Origin of the sequence: Thiobacillus sp. (assembly GCF_013693775.1) — a bacterium.
GTDB lineage: Bacteria > Pseudomonadota > Gammaproteobacteria > Burkholderiales > Thiobacillaceae > Thiobacillus.
On the sequence record NZ_CP059257.1, the window covers coordinates 60,657 to 77,463 of the forward strand.

A 16,807-nucleotide genomic window follows, 5' to 3' on the forward strand; every position below is an offset into this window, starting at 1 on the left:
TCACGAGCAGGGCGAACACGACTATCTGCCTAGACGGGAATTTGTCCGGTCTTCTGTCGAACGTTACAGCTGGAAATACGTCGCTGACCAATACGTTGATATCTATCGATCCCTGGTTGACCCAACCTTGAGGAAAGCCATATGTCGATAAAGACCACACGCAGGATCAAACAAACCGTATGCCTGCTAAGTGCGTTTGCCACCACCGGGTGGGCCGTGTCGGGTATGGCGACAGGTTGCGAGTCGGGAAATGTACTCAAGGGCGTGAATTTGTCGGGCGCGGAGTTCAACGGCACCAAGCTGCCGGGCATGCTTTCCAAGGACTATATCTATCCCAACCAGGCGGAGTTTGCGTACTTCTCTTCCATCGGAATGAACGCAGTTCGCTTGCCGTTCCGCTGGGAGAGGGTTCAGCCAACTCTATTGGGAGAGCTCGACGCAGCTGAACTGAAAAATATCTCGGATGCCGTGGCGTTGGCCAAGGCGAAGGGGATGTGCATCATCCTTGACGTCCATAACTACGGGGCCTATCGCGGCAATGTCATAGGCACGGAAGAGGTGCCAGTCGAGGCATTCATCGACTTGTGGACGCGGCTGGCGACTCATTTCGCCGACGCTGGCACCGTCGCGTTCGACCTGATGAACGAGCCCGCCAAGCTGCCCATCGAACAATGGGCCGATGCGGCGCAACGCACGATTGTCGCGATTCGGAAAACGGGAGCNAAAAATCTCCTGCTGGCTTCAGGCGGACGCTGGAGCGGCGTACACGAGTGGGAAAAGACAATTGGAACGACCTCGAACGCATCAGCTTTCGCGAAGTTCAAGGATCCGCTGAGTCGCACCCTGCTGGAAGTCCACCAATACGCCGACGCCAACTATTCCGGCACTGGCAGGACTTGCGTGCCAGTCGAGAAATTGTCGCCTATGTTCGACGACATCACGCAATGGGCAAAGACCAACAATCAGAAACTCTTTCTGGGTGAGTTCGGCGTGCCATCCGGTCCGGAGTGCCTGGCTGCGTTGGATGCGATCCTCGGACATATGCAAGACACGAGCGTCTGGCGTGGGTGGACGTACTGGGCGGCGGGCAGCTGGTGGGGCTCGTATCCATTTAGCATCGAACCGCACAACGGACAAGATGCGCCGCAAACCGCCATATTGAAGAAATACCTATGAAGCCGTGTGCCATGGAACCCCCTTATTTCTCTCCGCTCCGCCGTGCTGGTGCGGTCGGTGCGCTGTTCCGCCGCGCCGTCGCAGTATGTTCGGGCGGGTTAATCCAGTCTTCCGGAGGATGACGCCATGCTCGTTAAAGATACTCGCGCCTGGCAACCGCTGAGGGACGCGCTCGACGCGTTGGAGGCGGACGCCCCAGGTGCGATCAAGTATGTTCCCAATCAGGGCAATGCCGGCGATGCTTTGATCGCCGCTGGAACCTGGCAATTTTTCGAGGACTGCCAGATCGCTCCCCGCTACTCGTCCACGCGCGACATCGTTGCCGGAGACACGGCAATCTACAGCGGCGGTGGCAATCTGGTTCCCGAATACGATAATTGCCGCGATTTTCTGGAGCGCTGTCTGCAGGTCGGCGTAGCGCGTGCGCTCGTGCTGCCGCACTCCATACGCGGCCATCAGGATCTGCTCCGGCGCCTTGACACGCGCTTCACGCTGGTATGCCGCGACCTCGAATCGCTGGCGCGCGTGAAAGCCACGGGAACAAGGGCCGAGGTGATGTTCGCGCCCGACATGGCCCTCTATATCGACCCGGAGCGGCTCTTCGCGCGGTGTAGCCGCTATGGCGGTCTGCGCATGTGGGCCCGGTTTGCACGTTACGGCCAACTGCACACCTATGCTGGATGGCGGATGGCGCTGCGGCGCCTGCGTCCTGCGCTNGGGGGCGCCCTGTGCGTGATACGGGCCGATGCGGAAGCCACGTTCGCCGAACCCGGTGATCCACGTCGCGATGTCCCTAGTTTTTACGGTTCCCAATACCGTTTCCGCGAGGAATCGGATCTGGTGAGCCGCGACCTGCTGGCGTTTGTGAAATCTGCCTATTTCGTATGGACCAATCGTTTGCACATCGGGCTGGCCGCCGCGCTGATGGGTTGCAACGTACGTTATCTGGATAACGCCTACGGGAAGATTCGCGCACTCTACGACGCATGGCTCAGTCATCTGCCGTCGGTGCGTTTCGAAGGCGAAAAACAACGCACACCGAAGTTTTCCCTGGTCATGGGCACCCTGGGCCGCACGCAAGAAATCGGTCGTTTTCTGGCGTCGCTGAAGAGACAAGACTATCCCGCCGTCGAACTTGTCATCGTCGATCAGAATCCCGACGACAGACTGTTGCCCTTGATCGAAGCGTATCGCCCGTATTTTCCAATCGAGCGCGTCGTCTCGCCCAAGGGGCTGTCGCGCGCGCGGAATGCTGGACTGCAGCACGTCACCGGAGATCTTGTGGCCTTTCCCGACGACGACTGCTGGTATCCCGACGGATTGCTGTCCTATGTCGCGTCCCGCTTCGAACTCGACGCGGGCCTCGATGGTCTGACCGGGCGCTTCGTCGACGAGAACGACCGTACCGAGGGGCGCTGGCTCGGACGTTCGCAAGTCCTCAACCGCTATACCGTGTGGCGCGGTGCCATTTCGTTCAGCATTTTTCTTCGTCGCGGGTTGGTCGAATGCATCGGACCTTTCGACGAGACGTTGGGCGTGGGCGCCGGCACAGCCTGGGGAGCGGGCGAGGAAACGGATTATCTCTTGCGCGGCCTGCAAGCCGGCGGCCGGATCATGTTCGATCGCGAACTGGTCCTGCGGCATCCGGTGAAAACCCGTACGTTCGACGAGGCCGCGCGCGAACGGCAAGGCCGCTACGAAAGCGGATTTGGACGTGTGATTCGCCGCGCCGGATTTCCAGCCTGGTACTTCCCCTGGGTCTGTGTGCGTACTCTGGCCGGCTCGCTTGTCGCCTTGTTCGCGGGGCGGCCAGCTCAGGCGCGTTTCAAATGGCATAGCGTGCAATCCCGCATTCGGGGATGGCGTGCCGGGGCGGATTCGGTCGCGTGAAGATTTTCGCTCTCACCGCCTCTTGCTTTAGATCGATGGCGCTGCGCTTTTCCATCAGCCCGGCCGTGCGCGAAATCGCGGCGAGGACTCCCATTCCGCCTCGCACCACGGGGGCACAGGCATGATTGCATGGAAAGGCCAGTCGGCTTGGTCCATCGCGGATAACTTCGCGCAACAGGCGTTGTCCTTTGCGATCTTCGCCGTGCTCGCCCACTGGTTGACGCCCCATGAATTCGGCCTGCTCGCCATTGCCCACCTGATGGTGCAGTTTGTTCGCATGACGCTGCTTGATGCGATCGCGATGCCGGTCGTGCGCGGCGTCGACTCGAACGATGCATTGTTCGACTGGCTGTTCACCCTGTGCACGATCGTGTCGCTGGTGCTGGCGGCCGTGATGGCGCTCGCGTCGCCTCTGCTGGTGCGCTTTTTCGGAACGCCCGAACTGATGCCGGTACTGCTGGGCATGAGCCTCGTCATCGTCTTGTTTGGATTGGTTCGAGCCCATGAGGCCCGATTGCTGCGCGAAGGCAACTTTCGCCTGCTGGCGATCCGTTCCCTCTGCTCGGTGAGCGCAGGNGGAGTGGTGGCGTTGTTGATGGTCTACCAGGGCGCGGGGGCGATGGCGCTCGTGGCGCAACAGCTCGTCGCAGGCGTCGTCGCGCTTCTGATTGCGGTCGCGGCCGAATGGCGCACCTGGCGGCCGCGCTGGTCGTGGTCGACTGCGTTGATCCGCAGACATGCCAGCGAGATGAATAAGGTGAGCGCGTCGGCATTGTTGAACTACGCCAATACAAGCGGAGATGCTGCGCTTGTCACGGTGCTGCTCGGTCCCTACGCAACCGGTTTATACAATCTGGCCAAACGCGTGCTATCGGCAGCGTATCTCGTCATCGGCGCGTCACTGGGACGCGTCAGCGTCTCCTTGTTTGTGCAGCAACAACGCGATCCGGCGGCCTTGCGACAAATTTATGGCCGTATGCTGGCCATGACGCTCTTGTTGCTGGCGCCGGTTTATACCATCGTCACCGCCCTGGCCGAACCGATGGTCGTCATCGTCTTTGGCGAGAAATGGCGCGCCAGCGCGGCCTTGTTCGGCTGGCTGTCGGTCGCTTACATGGGGCAGGCGGTTTTCGCGCTCGGCCAGAATCTTTCGTTCGCAACGGGCCAAACCTCACGTGTTCCCAAACTCGCACTCGCGCAGATGTTGTTGGCGACGACGCTGGCATGGGTGCTGGCGCGCACGAACGGTGCGACGGGTGTCGCCGCCGGTTTTGCCCTGGGCAGCGTGGCGGGAATGGTGGCAATGAAGTTCGCGATCGGCCGACAACTCGGCATGTCCTTGCGCAGCTTCGTGGTGACGATCCTGCCTGCGGGAGCGGGCGCAGCCCTCAGCGCCATCCTGATACATCTCTTGCCGTTGACCGGCATGGACGTCACGGAATGGTCCTCGCTGATTATTGCCGGCATGACCGGTTTAGTCGCCTATGGCGCCGGTGCCGGAGCGGTTCGTCGGCTGGCCGGTTTCGAGCGGGGTTCGTCAGGATTCCCTATGCGTCGCGGGTTGGAAAATCGCGCTCCCGGCGAGGATGAGCGCACAGGGAAAGTCTTGGGGCACCCCTCGTAAAGGGATCGAAAGCGATGGTCAACGCAAACATGAATCCTGAATCGGTTTCGGAAATGCGGACGGGAAGGCTCACGCATGTAGACACGATGAAAGCCATCGGGATGGTGTTGGTCGTCGTCGGACATGCCCCGGGTCTGGATCCGTTCATCAAGCATGTGATCTACAGCTTCCACATGCCGCTGTTCTTCTTTATTTCCGGACTGCTTTTGACCGAAGCCAAATTGGCCCTGCCCTATAGAGCGTACTTCTCCGCCTTGTGGAAAGGACTTGCACTGCCCTACCTGTTCTTTTTCGTGGTGTCCTATCTGTATTGGCTGCCGACGCATGACATGGCGGCGAGCGCCGTCAAATACGTCGGGATGGACTGGCAAGCACCCCTGATGGGCATTCTGGTCGGCAACGGCGACGCACTGTTCGTGAATGTCGTGCTGTGGTTNTTTACGTGTCTTTTCACGACCTCGTTGATTTTCTTCGCTGCGAGGAAATATTTTTCGGCAGCCTTTCTGCTGGTCGCGCTGAATGGCCTGGGCGTTGTTTTTGTCCTTCTCTACGATCGGTCCTGGCCGCGTCTGCCATGGGGACTGGATAACGCGGTCGTGGCTATCGCATTTTATTCGGCCGGCCATTTTTTCCGCGGATATCAAAAGGCGACGTCAGATAGGATTTCCAAGACCGGCGCACGAATTCTTGCGTTCCTGATGCTGGCCGCGGTTGCATTTGTCGCGAACATCAATGGCAATGTCGATTTGAACACGCTCCAGTTTGGCAGCCACCGGGCTCTGTATTTTCCAGGCGCTTATCTGGGAATTTTCGCGCTGTTCTACTTCTCCATTGCGCAGCCGGCCACGCGTGTTTTCCGATGGTTATCTCAAAACACCATCATTATTTTTCCCACCCATTTATTGATGTTCAGCGTGTTCACCGGCATCGCCGTCGTGGTGTTCGGCTTCCCTCGCGACTTCAAGGAATCTTCTTTTATCTGGACGTTGCTGTTCCCCACAGCAGCGTTGTTGTCGAGCTATCCAGCTTCAGTGTTCATACGGCGNTTTTTCCCTTTTGTTATGGGCAAAGGACGAACGAAGCACGCCCTTCCGCAAGACATCCAAAGCATCGAATTCGGGAGCCTGCCCGGGAACCGCTAACGAGGATGTCCGAGCCGCTGAAAGCGGCAACCTGAAATTCCGGGCCATGCGCAATGCGCGCATGTTCACGAAAGGAATTTGACCATGTCAACACAAGAGAACGTTCGAATAGGCGGTTTTGCCATTCGCAAAACCACGTCAGCCGACCTTGCAGCGCACTTGCTCATGCGACGGCAACAAGGCGAGCAGGTTGCGTTATTNTTTGCGAATACCAACTTCATTGTGCAATGCCGGGATTTGCACGTGCGAATGGCGCAGGAGGGAATTGTCATCGTCAATGATGGTGTCGGCATGGATATCGCTGCTAACTTGATGCAGGGCGAACACTTCGAGGAGAACCTGAATGGTACGGACTTTGTGCCGTTCCTGTTCCGCCAGTCGGCCACGCCGCTCAGGGTATTCATGATAGGTGGAAAACCTGGGGTGTTGCGGCAAGCCGCGTTATACGCAACGCGGCAACTGGGCCAGATAGTGGTGGGCATGTGCGATGGATACCGGTGCGTTAAAACCAAGCAGAATCTGCTGGAAACGATCAACCGGGCACAGGCCGATATCTTGCTGGTGGCGCTAGGCAATCCGATCCAGGAGAAATGGATACTAGATTATCGTCGGCACTTGAATGTCCCTATTCTGGCTGGGGTGGGGGCATTGTTCGATTTCTGGGGCGGCGATAAGCCCCGGGCGCCGATTCTTGTACAAAAGATGCGAATGGAATGGTTTTTCCGTTTATGCCTGGAACCGAACCGGCTGGCGCAACGCTATACGGTGGATATAGCGAAATTCCTGAAATATTGCTATCAGTATCGTTTGGACGATCGACCGCGGGGGTAGGCTGACGAGCGAAAAAGCAGCTATGGCATACTTCGGGTATTCCGTCCGCGAGTCATGCCTTGCTTCCTTTTGAGCTCTTGATCGGCCTGCGCTATACCCACGCCAAGCGCCGCAATCATTTCATTTCCTTCATTTCCATCGTCTCCATGGCAGGCATCGCGCTGGGCGTGATGGCGCTGATCGTGGTGCTTTCCGTGATGAACGGTTTCCAGGATGAGTTGCGGACACGCATTCTCGGTGTGGCGGCACACCTCGAGATCAGCGGGTCGGCCGATCACTTGGCCGACTGGCGCAATGTGCTGGAACAGGCCAAACAGAACAAGGAAGTGCTCGCCGGCGCACCCTATGTCAACGCGGAAGGCATGCTGGCCAACGGCGACATGGTGCGTGGCGCCATTATCCGCGGCGTGCTGCCGGAACTCGAAAGCCAGGTAGCCGATTTTTCGCAGCACATGAAGGTGGGCAAGCTGACCGATCTCAAGCCGGGCGGATTCGGCATCATCCTAGGCGCGGAGCTGGCGCGCGCGCTGGATGTGGTGCCCGGCGACAAGCTGGTGCTGCTGACCCCGCAGGGCAACATCACGCCGGCAGGCGTGATGCCGCGTGTCAAGCAGTTCACCGTCATCGGCATCTTCGAGGCCGGCATGTTCGAATATGATTCTGGCCTCGCCCTGATCAATCTGCAGGACGCGCAGAAGCTGCTGCGCATGGGCGACGACGTGTCGGGCGTGCGGCTGAAACTCGATGACCTGTTCCGCGCGCCGTTCGTGACGCGCGAACTGGCGAACAGTCTCACCGGTCATTATTACCTGACCGATTGGACGCAAAGCCATGCGAACTTCTTTCGCGCCGTGGCGATCGAGAAACGCATGATGTTCCTGATCCTGCTGCTGATCGTCGCAGTGGCGGCCTTCAACATCGTCTCCACCCTGGTGATGGCCGTGACCGACAAGCAGTCCGACATCGCCATCCTGCGCACACTTGGAGCCAAGCCCTTGTCGATCATGGCCATCTTCATCGTTCAGGGTGCGTTCATCGGGGTGTTCGGCACGCTGCTGGGGGTGGCGAGCGGCGTACTGCTCGCGCTCAACGTCGAAACCGTCGTGCCTTTCATCGAGCACATGGTCGGCATGGACCTGTTCCCGGCCGACGTGTACTACATCAGCAAACTGCCGTCCAAACTGGTATGGAGTGACGTGGGCATCATTGCCGGTGTCTCGCTCTTCATCAGTCTGGCCGCGACGCTGTACCCAAGCTGGCGCGCTTCGCGCATCAATCCGGCGGAGGCGTTGCGCTATGAGTGAGATCGTGCTGCGCTGTAGCGGATTGGGCAAGACCTTCCGGCAGGGCAAGGTCGATGTACAGGTACTGGGTGATGTCGACTTCGAAGTGAATGCCGGAGAGTCGGTTGCCATCGTCGGGTCCTCGGGTTCGGGCAAGAGCACGTTGCTGCATCTGCTGGGCGGCCTTGATGTACCAACGCGTGGCCGCGTGGCGCTGCTGGGGCAGGATCCGTTCGCCATTTCCGAGGCGGCGCGCTGCCAGCTGCGCAATACCGCGTTGGGGTTTGTCTACCAGTTCCATCACCTATTGCCGGAATTTTCCGCGCTGGAAAACGCGGCCATGCCATTGACTATCCGCCGTATGGAGCATGACCAGGCCATGGCCCGCGCAACCGAGGTGCTGAACGAGGTGGGCCTGGGGCATCGGCTTGTCCATCGTCCCGGCGAACTGTCCGGTGGCGAGCGCCAGCGCGTCGCCATCGCGCGTGCGCTGGTCACTCGGCCCGCCTGCATCCTGGCCGACGAGCCGACCGGCAACCTCGACCGTCATACCGCCAATGCCGTATTCGACCTGATGCGCGAACTCAACCGCAAACACGAGACCAGCCTGGTTGTCGTGACCCACGACGTCGAACTTGCCGCGCGCATGGACCGCCAGATCAGGCTGGTCGACGGGATGCTGCAAGTCCTCTGAGCGTTCGCGCGATGCGGATCACCCTCATCGCGTTCTGCTTCGGTGTCTGGCTGCTGCAGCAACAGGCGACACTACCTTCTGTCCGCTGGCTGGGGCTGCTTCCGTTGTTGTCAGCAGCGGTGTGGCTTCCACGTTTCTCCGGAGAGGTACCTGAAACGCTGCGCCGTCTGGCAGTGGTGTTGCTGGGGGTGGCGTTGGGATTTACATGGGCCGCATGGCGGGCCGACCTGCGCCTCGCCGATCGTCTGCCGGACCACTGGCAAGGGGTGGACCTTGCCGTGGTGGGCGTGGTGAACGATCTGCCTCAGGTTGATGCGCGAGGCGAGCGCTTCGTGCTGGATATCGAGCGCACCCTGACGCCCCATGGCCCGGTCCTGCATCGCATCCAGCTTGCGCGCTACTGGCCCCGAGANGGNGCGCGCAATCCGACCGTGAAGGCGGGCGAGCGCTGGCAATTCACAGTACGGTTGAAGCGGCCCTACGGTACGCACAATCCGCACGGTTTCGACCTCGAGGCCTGGATGCTGGAACGCGACATCGCCGCCTCGGGATATGTACGCGAGAATCCCTCTCCCCGGCGTCTGGATGCGCAGGCAGCTACGCCTGCCGCGTGGATTGCCGCTACGCGTGCCGCCATTCGCGAGCGGATCGCTGCCACCTTGGGCGACGCACCCTACGCCGGCGTCATCGCAGCCCTGGTGGTCGGTGACCAGCGCAGCATTCCGCATGACCAATGGCGCGCCTTCACCCGGACCNNGGGAAACCACCTGCTTTCCATCTCTGGTTTGCACGTCACCATGATTGCCGCCCTGGCCGGTTGGGCGGTGGCGTTTGGCTGGCGGCGCTGGCCGCGCGCGGCAGAACGTCTTCCGGCGCGGCAGGCGGGGCTGCTGGCTGCCGTATTGGCGGCGTATGCGTATGCCTTGCTCGCGGGCTTTCAGGTACCGGCGCAGCGTACGCTGTTCATGCTCGGCGTGCTGGCGCTGGCATTCTGGGGACGGCGCGAACCGCGGCCATTCTCGGCGCTGACATGGGCCCTGTTCGTGGTCTTGCTGATCGATCCCTGGGCGGTGTTGTCGGCCGGTTTCTGGCTGTCGTTCGGCGCCATGGCAGCGATCCTGTGGGCGACGTTCGGGCGTGTAGGGCAAGCGGACAAGCTGCGCGCCTGGGTGACGGTGCAGGGCGCAGTCACCCTGGCGCTGGCACCGGCCCTGCTGTTGCTGTTCCAGCAGGTGTCGTTGATTTCTCCGCTTGCCAATGCCGTCGCCATTCCGGTCGTCAGCTGGCTGGTGACGCCGCTGGCCTTGTTGGGGGTGATCGTGCCGCCGCTGTGGCATCTGGCCGCCTGGTTGATGGCCTGGCTTGGCCAAGGGCTGATCTGGGCCAGTGAACTGCCGTGGGCGGTGGTGTCGCGACCCGTGCCGGAANNGGGGGCGCTGTTGCTGGCGGTGACGGGTACGCTGTGGCTGTTGTTGCCGCGCGGATTTCCGATGCGGGCGATGGGCGGGCTGCTTTGGCTGCCGCTGATCTTCCCGCTGCGAACGAGCATTGCACCCGATACCTTTCAGGCTGACGTGATCGACGTGGGCCAGGGTACGGCCATCCTGATCCGCACGGCTGAGCACGCGCTACTCTACGATACGGGCCCGGCGTTTGCCGGCAGCGACGCAGGCGAACGCATCGTCGTGCCGTATTTGCGCACATTGGGCATCGGGAAATTGTCCGGTGTCATCGTCTCGCACGACGACAACGATCACAGCGGTGGCTTGCGATCGGTGTTGCGCGATATTCCGACAGGCTGGTTGTTGCACGGTTTGCCGACGACGAGCCCGCTTTTGACGACAGCCCCGTCGCCGTCCCATTGCCATCGCGGTCAGCACTGGCAATGGGACGGCGTGCGTTTTGACATCCTGAATCCACCTGTCGCGGCGTATACAGAGCCCGGCCGCCGGGACAATGATTACAGTTGCGTGCTGAAAGTCAGCCGGGGCGGCCGAAGCCTGTTGATCACAGGGGACGCCGAACGGCGTGGCGAACTCGAATTGCTGGAATCCAGCACGGATATATTGGCAACGGTATTGGTGGCCGGGCATCACGGCAGCCGTACTTCGTCGCTGGCCGAGTTCGTCGAGCAGGTGCATCCGCGCTATGGGGTTTTCACGGTAGGCTATCGCAATCGTTTCGGCCATCCCCATCCGCAGGTCGTGGCGCGGTTTCGCGCGCTGGATGCGAACATTCTGCGCAGCGATTCTGGNGGGCGCATCAGCCTGACGTTTGGCGAAGCCGGGGTGGTGGCCTCAGAATATCGACCATCTCATCGCCGCTACTGGCATACCGCTTTGCTTGATGAATGATACTGTCCGCCCCCGCTGCTATGAAGCCACCGATCTGGAATCGGCCCGGCAGGCGCTGGCACGCGTGCTGCCGGTGGCGGAAAACGATCTGCCCTGGCGCGCGCTGGGGTATGTCCATGCCCAACTGGGCAGCACCCCGGCATTTGCACACAGTGTAGGAGCGGCCTTGATCGTGGCCGAATTGCGGGTTGGGGCCGATGCCGTCGCTGCCGCTTTGCTGCATGCCTGTCTGGGCGATACTGCCGATTTCGATACCACTTTCGGCACGGCTGCCCGGCTGGCCCGCGGCGTGGCTGCGATGGCCCGCATCGAGACCTTGGCTGCCAGCGCCACCGACAAGCGCGTCGACCCGCATGCCCAGCTCGAGGCCTTGCGGCAGATGGTGCTGGCGATGGTGGAGGATATTCGCGTCGTATTGGTCAAGCTGGCGGAACGCACGCATGCCCTGCGCTGCGCGGCGAGCCAGGACGCCGCGACGCGCGAGGCACTGGGCCAGCAGGCGCGAGAACTCTTCGCCCCGCTGGCCAACCGGCTCGGCGTGTGGCAGATCAAGTGGGAAATGGAAGACTGGGCGTTCCGCTATCTGGAACCCGATACCTACAAGACCATCGCCACGCAGCTTGACGAAAAGCGTGCCGACCGCGAGGCCTACATCAAGGGCATTATCGAACGCTTGCAGGCCGAACTCGCGCTACATGGCATCGAAGCCGAAGTGAGCGGCCGGCCCAAGCATATCGCCAGCATCGTCAACAAGATGCGGCGCAAACGGCTGAGCTTCGAGCAACTCTACGACATCCGTGCGGTGCGCGTGCTGGTCAAGCACGAGATCGACTGCTACACCGTGCTGGGCCTGGTGCACAACCTGTGGCAGCCGATCCCGGGCGAATTCGACGACTACATCTCGCAGCCGAAGAGTAACGACTACCGTTCGCTGCACACCGCCGTCATCGGGCCGGAGGACAGGGCACTCGAAGTGCAGATCAGAACCTTCGACATGCACCGGCATGCCGAACTCGGCGTTGCCGCGCACTGGCGCTACAAGGAGGGCGGCCGCCAGGACGCACTGTACGAGGAAAAGATTGCCTGGCTGCGGCGCATCCTGGAATGGAAGGACGACGTTGCCGACAGCAGCGAGTTTACCGAACAGTTCAAGACCGAGCTGTTCCAGGACCAGGTCTACGTGCTGACGCCGCAGGGCAGGGTCGTGGCGCTCGACCGGGGTGCCACGCCGGTGGATTTCGCCTACGCGCTGCACACCGATCTGGGGCATCGCTGCCGTGGCGCCAAGGTCAACGGTGCGATGGTGCCGCTCAACACGGTGCTCGACAACGGCCAGCGCGTCGAGATCGTCACGGTGAAGGAAGGCGAGCCGAGCCGTGACTGGCTCAATCCGGCACTGGGCTACCTGGTTACCCATCGCGCACGCTCCAAGGTGCGCACCTGGTTTCGCCAGCGCGATGTCGGCGAGCAGGTGAGCCTCGGTCGCAGCCTGCTGGAAAAAGAGCTCAAGCGCCTGGGCGTGGGCGACACGAATCAGGAGAAGCTTGCGCAGCGGCTCAAGTTCGGCAAGGTGGAGGAGTTCCTGGCTGCGCTCGGTCGCGGCGATGTCGGCCAGCGCGATCTGGTCAATGCCTTGCAGGAGCCGGGCAAGCCTTCGCCGGCGCTGACGCCCACCGCCAAACCGCGTGCGCGCGCCCGATCGGGCAATCCCGTTACGATTCCTGGCCTGGGCGACGTGCCGCTGACGCTGGCCCGTTGCTGCAAGCCGCAGCCGCCCGACGACATTGTCGCCTACACCACGGTCGGGCGCGGACTGACCGTGCATCGTCACGACTGCGCCTCGCTCAAGCGTGCCAATCCTGCCCGCATGCTGCCGGCGGAATGGGTGCTCGACGCAAATGCCGCCTTCGAGGTGGATATCCGCCTCAAGGCCTTCGACCGGCAAGGCCTGCTGCGTGACGTGTCCGACGTCATCGCCAAGGACAGGCTCGACGTGCTGCGCGTGAATACCGACAGCCGCGGTGAATATGCCTATATGCAACTCACGGTGCGGATCAGGGAACTGCAGCAGTTGTCGCGTTTGCTGGCGCGCCTGCAACATGTGCAGAACGTAATCGAGGTGGCGCGTGGCTGAGCGCTCATTGTTGGCCTGGAAACACGGGTATGTCTGAACCGCTCGATGAAGCAGTTCACATGCAGGCGCGAACTCCCTGGTGGCGCAACTGGAAGGTGATGCTGCCGTTGTGGTGCGCGATCGGCGGACTGGTGTGGGTGGGGCTGCATTTCAATGTCGACCGCAGCGTGATCGCCGCCAGCGTAGTGGCCGTGGGGCTGATCTCCAATGCCTTTGTCTGGCTGCTGGGCGTCATCGCGCTGGTACCGGTGATTGGGCCGGTCATCGTCAAGATACTGTCGATCGGCTTTATCTGGCTGCTCAACGCGATCGGCTATCTGGTGTCCTACGTTGCCATCCGGCGCGGCTATTCGAAGGACGTCCTGACCTATCGCGGGCTGACCATCGCGATCATCATCGGCATCGTGATCGGTTTCGTGCTCGGGAAGCTGCTCTAGGGCGGAGGAAGATGCCTAGGCGGCGGCCAGAATCGTGCGCGCCAGTTGCTGCAGCCCACTGGCCGACAGGTCGTCCGTGTGGAAGAGCTGATCAGAAGGCGAAGCTGCGTAGTTTTTCGCGAGCGATTTGAGATAGCTCGGGTCGTAATGCTGGTCGAGCAGGGCAGTCACCAGTTCGGGCCACGCCCGTTCATTGGCCAGTGTCTGCCACGTCGCCACAGTCTCGTTGCCGCGCAAGGGAGTGAGGTAGGCGAGTTGGCGATTGATCGTCCCGGNGTCGTGCAGGAAATGCATGTAATCCTCGGTCAGCAACCGGACCCGTGCTGGCAGGGGCACTTCCAGCCGCAGGCAGGTACTGGCGCGCATGGCGGTGATCAGCGCGTCGGGGACGCGCAGCGCGCCGATCTTCTTGCTTTCCGATTCGACGAATACGGGGCGCGCCAAGTCGAAGCGGCTCAACGCGAACCAGATCGCGCTTTCGAAGCNTTNTTGCGATGGCTGAGGCTGATCCGGGAGCGCGCCCAGCAGCGAACCCCGATGTGCCGCCAGCGCCTCGAGATCGAGTACCTGGGCGCCTGCGTCAGCCAGGGCCTGTAGCAGACGACNTTTGCCGCTGCCAGTCGGGCCGCATACCACGCGATAGGTCAACAGCGCCGGCAGGCGGTCGAGCTCGGCCACCACATGACGCCGATAGGCCTTGTAGCCCCCTTCGAGCTGCACGGCGCCAAAGCCGATTTTCTGCAGGACATGCGTCAGCGAACCGCTACGGCTGCCGCCGCGCCAGCAATAGACGAGCGGGCGATACGATTTGGGCTTGTCGATGAACCAGGCGTCCAGATGGTTCGCGATGTTGCGCGAAACCAGTGCCGCGCCCACCTTCTTGGCCTCGAACGATGATATCTGCTTGTACAGCGTGCCCACACGCTCGCGCTCGGCGTCGTCCAGTACCGGCAAATTGACTGCGCCAGGAATATGGTCCTCGGAAAATTCGCCGGNGGAACGGACGTCGATGATGTCAGTGTAGGCGGGAAGGTCAGCTACGGTGACAGGCAAACTGGACTCAACTTTCGGGGAAAAACGAGGGAACGGGCTGGATGGTCGCCATTGTCACATGGCTGTCGCTGCGGTGGCAAAGCCTGATCCGTCCACGGCCAGGAAGGGGAGGCCACGAATCGATCGTGAGAGGGACGATATGGGAGAAAACGCGGGAGAGGCCTCGGCTATAACCGGGGACAGGATAAACGTCTTGACGCGCAGCGCGCCAAGACGTCGGATCAGACGGATTTCAGTGTTGCGGGTTTGCGATCTTCGGCACGCCGGCTCGTCGTCTTGCGGCGATCGGCCATGATCTGGGGCGGCAATGCAGCGTCACGCGGGGCAACCCGACGGTCACCCAAACGGCGTTCCAGCGGGATGAACTCGACGTCGTAAACGGGAAGAGCCGACATGGGATTTCCTTGGTTGTCGATATGTTGACAATTGTAGTCGACAATTCGACAGGAGCACAAGGGAAGTCCCGACCGATAAGCGGATTATTTCATCCGTTGGTCGGCGCTATATCCCGTATCGACGTTAGCTGGCGCGAATGAGGCGCTGCTTCTCGCGTTGCCATTCGCGCTCTTTTTCCGCCGCACGCTTGTCGTGTTGCTTCTTGCCCTTGGCCAGCCCGATTTCCAGCTTGATGCGGCCTTTCGAGTAATGCATGTCGAGTGGCACGAGCGTGAAGCCGGCGCGTTCGGTCTTGCCGATCAGCTTGTTGATTTCCGCCGCGTGCAGCAGCAGTTTGCGCGAGCGCGTGGGGTCGGGGTGGATATGGGTGGAGGCGGTGGGCAACGGACTGATGTGGCAGCCGATCAGATACACCGCGCCGTTCTTGACGACGACATAGGCCTCCTTCAGTTGCACCCGGCCGGCACGGATGGCTTTCACTTCCCAGCCTTCGAGCACGAGGCCGGCCTCGTAGCGCTCTTCGATGAAATAGTCGTGAAAGGCTTNTTTGTTGTCGACGATGCTCATGGCGGACGGCCTTGCGTACAATGCCTGATTTTACAGGGCTTCCTTGATTTCACATGGCGCGAGTGGAAAAAAGCGTGCTGGTGGCGCACACGCCGGAACGCATGTTCGACCTGGTCGACCGGGTCGAGGACTACCCGACCTTCCTGCCCTGGTGCGGCGGCACGACGCTCAAGTGGCGTGACGAGACCACCACCGTGGCGACCATCCATATCGCCTACCTGGGGTCCGTCACAGCTTTACCACCGAAAACACCAAGACGCGCCCGCACGAAATGCGCATCCGCCTGCAGGAAGGCCCTTTTTCCCATCTGGAGGGCGACTGGACCTTCGTGCCGCTCGGTGACGACGCCTGCAAGGTAATGTTCCGTCTCGACTACACGTTTTCCAGCCGCGCGCTGGAAACGGTGCTGGCGCCCGTGTTCGACCACATTGCCCGCACCCTGGTCGACGCCTTCGTGCATCGGGCAGATGAGGCGTGGGTATCATGAACGAGACGCCGATACACGTCGAAGTCGTCTACGCCCTGCCGTACGAACAGCCGATTTTGCAGGTGAGTCTTCCCGAGGGCGCGACGGTCGAGGACGCGATCCGCGCCTCCGGCGTGCTCGATGCGCACCCGGAAATCGACCTCGCAAAAACAAGGTCGGCATCTTCAGCAAGCTGGTGAAGCTGGACGAGAAGGTGCGCGACCGCGACCGCGTCGAGATCTACCGCCCGCTGATCGCCGACCCCAAGGAAGTGCGGCGCAAGCGCGCGGAGGAAGGCAAGGCCACCAAGAAGGGCGGCGGCGACGCCGCCTGAACGCGGCAGCCGGAAAGCAAAAGGCCTCCCGCAGGAGGCCTCTTGCCGGTCGGGCTGGTGCGATCAGTCGCCGATTTTCAGCAAAGGATAATTCAATTGGGCAATGCCCAGCTTGACTTGTTCCTGGGCGCGTTTGGATTGCTTGATCACGGTTTCGCTGTCGCCCTTTTCGGCGGCGGCCTGGGCGGCCTTCAGGGCGTCATCGGCAGTGGTCCAGAGTGCGAATTTGGCGTTGGCCTCCTTCACGGCGGCCTCGGCGGCGGCGAGTGCGGCCTTGGCTTCGGCGCTGAGCGTGGGCTTGGCGGGTTCGGCAGCCTGCTGGGTGGCACAGCCGGCGAGGGCGATCAGGGCGGCGGAAGTCAGGGCAAGCAGAACTTTGGACATTGTTTTATCTCCTCGGGTTGTTTGGCATTAGGGCCTGGACTG

The 16,807-nt window shown here is 61.4% G+C and carries 14 protein-coding genes and 2 pseudogenes; 12 read left to right on the forward strand and 4 right to left on the reverse strand.

Going from position 1 to position 16,807, the window contains the following annotated elements; genetic code table 11:
* Positions 1-141 precede the first annotated feature (141 nt).
* The 10 genes from HZY77_RS00310 (at position 142) to HZY77_RS00355 (ending at position 13,565) form a co-directional block, all read left to right on the forward strand.
* Positions 142-1,176 (forward strand): glycoside hydrolase family 5 protein, encoded by a 1,035-nt coding sequence (locus HZY77_RS00310; protein ID WP_296817708.1) that lies wholly within the window; start codon positions 142-144, stop codon positions 1,174-1,176.
* Between the two features lie 126 nt (positions 1,177-1,302).
* Complete coding sequence (locus HZY77_RS00315) at positions 1,303-3,066, forward strand: glycosyltransferase (RefSeq protein ID WP_296817710.1); 1,764 nt, start codon at positions 1,303-1,305, stop codon at positions 3,064-3,066.
* A 121-nt stretch (positions 3,067-3,187) separates the two neighbouring features.
* Positions 3,188-4,690 (forward strand): oligosaccharide flippase family protein, encoded by a 1,503-nt coding sequence (locus HZY77_RS00320; RefSeq protein WP_296817712.1) that lies wholly within the window; start codon positions 3,188-3,190, stop codon positions 4,688-4,690.
* A 14-nt stretch (positions 4,691-4,704) separates the two neighbouring features.
* Entirely contained in the window at positions 4,705-5,832 is a 1,128-nt protein-coding gene (locus HZY77_RS00325) for an acyltransferase family protein (RefSeq protein WP_296817714.1), read from the forward strand.
* An 84-nt stretch (positions 5,833-5,916) separates the two neighbouring features.
* Positions 5,917-6,663 (forward strand): WecB/TagA/CpsF family glycosyltransferase, encoded by a 747-nt coding sequence (locus tag HZY77_RS00330; RefSeq protein WP_296817716.1) that lies wholly within the window; start codon positions 5,917-5,919, stop codon positions 6,661-6,663.
* 59 nt (positions 6,664-6,722) lie between these two features.
* Positions 6,723-7,967, forward strand: a complete 1,245-nt coding sequence (locus HZY77_RS00335) for a lipoprotein-releasing ABC transporter permease subunit (protein ID WP_296636670.1) — start codon at positions 6,723-6,725, stop codon at positions 7,965-7,967.
* Positions 7,960-8,640, forward strand: coding sequence for a lipoprotein-releasing ABC transporter ATP-binding protein LolD (lolD, locus tag HZY77_RS00340; protein ID WP_296817718.1), 681 nt, complete (start codon positions 7,960-7,962; stop codon positions 8,638-8,640). The genes HZY77_RS00335 and lolD overlap by 8 nt, the downstream gene beginning before the upstream one ends.
* An 11-nt stretch (positions 8,641-8,651) precedes the next feature.
* Positions 8,652-10,994, forward strand: coding sequence for a DNA internalization-related competence protein ComEC/Rec2 (locus HZY77_RS00345; protein ID WP_296817721.1), 2,343 nt, complete (start codon positions 8,652-8,654; stop codon positions 10,992-10,994).
* Positions 10,987-13,128 carry a bifunctional (p)ppGpp synthetase/guanosine-3',5'-bis(diphosphate) 3'-pyrophosphohydrolase gene (locus HZY77_RS00350; RefSeq protein ID WP_296817723.1) on the forward strand — a complete coding sequence of 714 codons (2,142 nt, stop codon included), beginning with the start codon at positions 10,987-10,989 and terminating at the stop codon, positions 13,126-13,128. The genes HZY77_RS00345 and HZY77_RS00350 overlap by 8 nt, the downstream gene beginning before the upstream one ends.
* Before the next feature lie 29 nt (positions 13,129-13,157).
* Positions 13,158-13,565 carry a hypothetical protein gene (locus HZY77_RS00355; protein ID WP_296817725.1) on the forward strand — a complete coding sequence of 136 codons (408 nt, stop codon included), beginning with the start codon at positions 13,158-13,160 and terminating at the stop codon, positions 13,563-13,565.
* A 15-nt stretch (positions 13,566-13,580) separates the two neighbouring features.
* Here HZY77_RS00355 and mnmH read toward each other — a convergent pair whose 3' ends face one another.
* The 3 genes from mnmH to smpB all read right to left on the reverse strand — a co-directional run bounded on the left by mnmH (position 13,581) and on the right by smpB (position 15,581).
* The gene (gene mnmH, locus HZY77_RS00360; protein ID WP_296817727.1) at positions 13,581-14,618 is read right to left on the reverse strand and encodes a tRNA 2-selenouridine(34) synthase MnmH; all 1,038 of its coding nucleotides are present in this window, start codon (positions 14,616-14,618) and stop codon (positions 13,581-13,583) included.
* 221 nt (positions 14,619-14,839) lie between these two features.
* Complete coding sequence (locus HZY77_RS00365) at positions 14,840-15,013, reverse strand: hypothetical protein (RefSeq protein ID WP_296817728.1); 174 nt, start codon at positions 15,011-15,013, stop codon at positions 14,840-14,842.
* 124 nt (positions 15,014-15,137) lie between these two features.
* On the reverse strand, positions 15,138-15,581 hold the full coding sequence (smpB, locus tag HZY77_RS00370; RefSeq protein WP_296817730.1) for an SsrA-binding protein SmpB: 444 nt from the start codon (positions 15,579-15,581) through the stop codon (positions 15,138-15,140).
* A gap of 53 nt (positions 15,582-15,634) precedes the next feature.
* Between smpB and HZY77_RS00375 the strand changes: the two are divergent.
* A pseudogene (locus HZY77_RS00375) lies at positions 15,635-16,068 on the forward strand (type II toxin-antitoxin system RatA family toxin).
* Positions 16,065-16,381 (forward strand): annotated as a pseudogene (locus HZY77_RS00380) (RnfH family protein). Before HZY77_RS00375 ends, HZY77_RS00380 begins: the two co-directional pseudogenes overlap by 4 nt.
* A gap of 63 nt (positions 16,382-16,444) precedes the next feature.
* On the opposite strand, the gene HZY77_RS00385 reads toward HZY77_RS00380, so the two are convergent.
* The gene (locus tag HZY77_RS00385) at positions 16,445-16,765 is read right to left on the reverse strand and encodes a hypothetical protein (RefSeq protein WP_296817732.1); all 321 of its coding nucleotides are present in this window, start codon (positions 16,763-16,765) and stop codon (positions 16,445-16,447) included.
* Between the last annotated feature and the right edge of the window lie 42 nt (positions 16,766-16,807).